The sequence below is a fragment of the Mesorhizobium sp. LNHC209A00 genome (assembly GCF_000502915.1).
Lineage (GTDB): Bacteria > Pseudomonadota > Alphaproteobacteria > Rhizobiales > Rhizobiaceae > Mesorhizobium.
Genome location: NZ_AYWT01000047.1, coordinates 1 through 3,256 on the forward strand (window position 1 = coordinate 1; position 3,256 = coordinate 3,256).

At 60.7% G+C, this 3,256-nt stretch carries 4 protein-coding genes; 1 reads left to right on the top strand and 3 read right to left on the bottom strand.

Features of this window, described 5'->3' with window-relative positions; translation table 11 throughout:
- Window positions 1-101: 101 nt before the first annotated feature.
- Window positions 102-1,322: a tetratricopeptide repeat protein gene (locus tag X739_RS136675; RefSeq protein ID WP_156940083.1), complete on the top strand. Its 1,221-nt coding sequence runs from the start codon at window positions 102-104 to the stop codon at window positions 1,320-1,322.
- Between the two features lie 15 nt (window positions 1,323-1,337).
- Here the strand turns inward: X739_RS136675 and X739_RS136670 are convergent, their stop codons facing one another.
- From X739_RS136670 to X739_RS1000000170145, 3 genes are all read right to left on the bottom strand, one after another.
- Window positions 1,338-1,841: a YHS domain-containing (seleno)protein gene (locus X739_RS136670; protein WP_023796689.1), complete on the bottom strand. Its 504-nt coding sequence runs from the start codon at window positions 1,839-1,841 to the stop codon at window positions 1,338-1,340.
- A 12-nt stretch (window positions 1,842-1,853) separates the two neighbouring features.
- Window positions 1,854-2,444: an ankyrin repeat domain-containing protein gene (locus X739_RS136665; protein ID WP_023796690.1), complete on the bottom strand. Its 591-nt coding sequence runs from the start codon at window positions 2,442-2,444 to the stop codon at window positions 1,854-1,856.
- A gap of 586 nt (window positions 2,445-3,030) precedes the next feature.
- Window positions 3,031-3,256: hypothetical protein (locus tag X739_RS1000000170145; RefSeq protein ID WP_198026199.1), on the bottom strand; the 226-nt coding region annotated here is incomplete at its 5' end.

The following is a 3,256-nucleotide window of genomic DNA, read 5'->3' on the forward strand; positions in this document are numbered from 1 at the left end:
CAGGGAGCGTCCGCCGCACCGGCGATCAGATCCGGCTCAATGCCCAGCTTATCGATGCGGCAACGGGCGATAATCTATGGGCCAACCGGTTCGACCGTGGCATGGCCGGCGTGTTTGCCGTCCAGGAAGAGATGAGCGGAGAGATCGCCAAGGCGCTCGGCATGCAACCATCGGCAGCGGAAAGCGAGCGCATGGCGCGCGCACCGACGAGCAATCTCGAGGCCTATGATTACTATCTACAAGCCGAGACGGTATCACGCAGCGTCCTGCAGGCCGGGCTGCGGGACGCGCTTGCGCTCTACGACAAGGCGGAGGAGCTTGACCCCGCCTTCGCCGAAGCCTTCGCGGCCGACGCGCGCACGACCGTCTATATCTGGCGGGAGGCCTTCAACGACATCATCCAGAGCGCGCCAGCACGAAAGAGAGCCTATGAGAAGGCGAGCCGAGCTTTGGAACTCGAACCGGACCTTTCATCGCCCTACGCAATTCTCAGTATCATGCAGGTCGTCAATCGCCGCTACGAAGATGCGATTGCCTCTGCCAAGAAGGCTGTTTCAATCGGTCCGGGGGATGCGGAGGCGCAAGCAGCCCTTGGATATGTTCAGTTATACGCCGGCAATCATGCCGAGGCAGCCAATGCGGTCGAGACGGCACTCAGGCTCGACCCCGACCTCTCCGCCATCAACCGGGAAACTGCTGGGCTGGTTTTTCTTCTCCAAGGGAATGTCGAGAAAGCGATCGAGACTCTCGAACGCACGCGCGCCGATGCGCCCACGGTTGGCAACTTTCGGTTTGCGCTCGCTGCGGCGTATGTTCGCGGCGGCCGTCTACCGGATGCGAAAGCCGCAATCGCCGATGGGCTCCGCCTCGTAGCAGGGTCCAGCTACGTGGACTCTTTGGCTGGGTGGGAGATGACCCATGCACATTTCCGAACCCCGCAGGATCTGGCTGTTCTCGTCAATGCACTGCGCCAAGCAGGACTACCCCAATGGCGCTTCGGCTTTACCCCGGACGAACACAACCAATTGAAGGGTGCTGAGATCGCCTCCCTCGTCATTGGCCACACACTGCAAGGCCAGATCGAACCCGGTCTCCAACCAGCCTTCCTTCAGATCAGGAGCGACGGCAAGGCGGCCTTCCGCTCGACGACGCGGCTGGTCACCGAGACCGTCTACGTCGATGGCGATCTCTTGTGCGAGCAGAGCGAGAACCTGTTCGGACGCCCCGACTGCGGTCCCGTCTACAGACGCAACGACACAGCCGTCAAAGGCTACTCCTATGCCAATACAAGTAAAGTGTTTCACTTCATAGTCGTTCAGTAGACGCACACGTGCGTCTCAAGGATAGTGATCGAGTTCCAAATTGGCCGCGACCTTGGGCCAGTTGGCATCGGCTTTCGGGATATACTCAGCTGCATGCGCAGCGAAATCATCCGCATTGCCGACGTCGTAGATCAGGTAGAGCTTGCCATCGATAATCTTGAATGCCTCAGGGTCGACATTGACCGTTACGCCTCCGCCCACGACTTCGCCGGCGCAGTAGCCGCCGTATTGAGGAGCGTACTTGACCGGGTCGCTCATGAACATCTCCTGATGTTTCTTGCTGGCGAAATGCCATGGCGTTCCCAACCAGTTGTAGGAGATGTTCTCAGAGCCCTTCACCGCCTTCCCGTCCGTGAAATAGGCGACCGTGTCGTAGCCCATGATCGCCACACCGCCGAAATAGCCGGTGTTTACCGAACCGTCGGCCCAGGCCGATCCCGTGCCGGCGACCGAAGCTGCCGCGACTAGGGCAGCTGCCCCCAAATTCCGAACCAGCCATGACTTGATCATCGTGCTCATCTGCATCCTCCGTTAATCGTGGATCTCCGCGCACTTCGCCGCGTTCGCCTCGCCAAGGATTTTGGCTTGGCAGGTAGCGCCATGGCGTTTGAACAGTCGTAAGATATCGGTGTTGCCCTTCCAGAATGCGCGAGTTGTCGGCATGTAGCCATGCCCCTCGGGATGGTTCACATCGGCACCCTTCGCAATAAGGAATTCGGCCATTTCAACGTGGTTTTCCTCGCCGGCCACCAGCAATGGCGTGGCGCCCGCCTTGTTGGCGGCATCGTCGAGCACCGCGCCTTTTTCCAGCAGAAGCTTGGCTATCGATAGGCTGCCCGAGAAGGCCGCCGCGTGAAGTGGGGTAAAGCCGCCAGAGTTTCGCGCCATGACGTCGGCACCCTTGCCCAGGAGGAATTCGGCGATTTCCGGCTGGTTGTCGAGCGCCGCAGCGATGAGGAGGGTTGCCTGATCACGTGCCCGGCTGTCGACGTCGGCACCGCCTGCCAGCGCTTGCTCCACTGCGCCCTTGTCGCCAGCGGCGACGGACTCGAACAATCGCTCACCTGCGGCTGCTGCTGTGGCCGCCAATACCAGCATTCCAAGTGCCAGCAGTCCGCGCATTGTGCAAAGTATCATATTAGCTTGGGTTCATACAAGCTGTCCTGGGCTCATCGGGTGGATCCCGGCGGACGGCGCGGCCGGACGTAGCGAACGCGGCCCAGGGCGGGAAAGGCGTTAGGGCTACTGGGTTCGTTAGTAGGGACACAGGTCCAGTTTTGACTTTTGAAGAGCGTCGATTACCGAGGCGCCGAGCGGCCTCGCGCGTAACCGCCTGTTGCTCCGTTGGGATAGCCGGTAAGCGCAAAACGTGGCCGTTCGCGGGGATGTCCGCTTTTCGGATGCGACTATGGTTTGCTGAACGACCGAAATGAGGCGCAAAGCTGCCATTCGCCTGTCGTGATCGGACATGTACCTGGAATGGGCGGGCAGCAATCCGACAGCTTGGTGTCCTAATCTTTAAGAGCCGACGTCATGTTGGACGGAGGCATGCTCGCAACATGACCACCCCTGTTTGGGCGGCAACGCGTGCACAGGCTGGACTTGCCGTCCCAGCCATACGATCTTCGTTGCGGGGTCACTTTCGACGTGACAGCTCGTGGCGGGGACACAAATGCTCGATGCTATCCTTACCTTCGTCGCCACGTTGTTAGTCGCGGTCTTCGCGATGATAATGCTGGTGGCCGGCGTCGAGACATGGAACGGCGCGATGATCGAACCGCTTCTCCTGCGCCGAACGCTCCTGCTTCTCATCCCGATAGGAGGGATCGGCCTGGCGTTTCTTCGGGCTCGCCGCAGCCTGCGTAAGGCTCGAGCGAAACGCGAGGCGGCGGATACCCGCGAGAATGCCCGCGCGGCCGGGCAGGCTCGCCCTG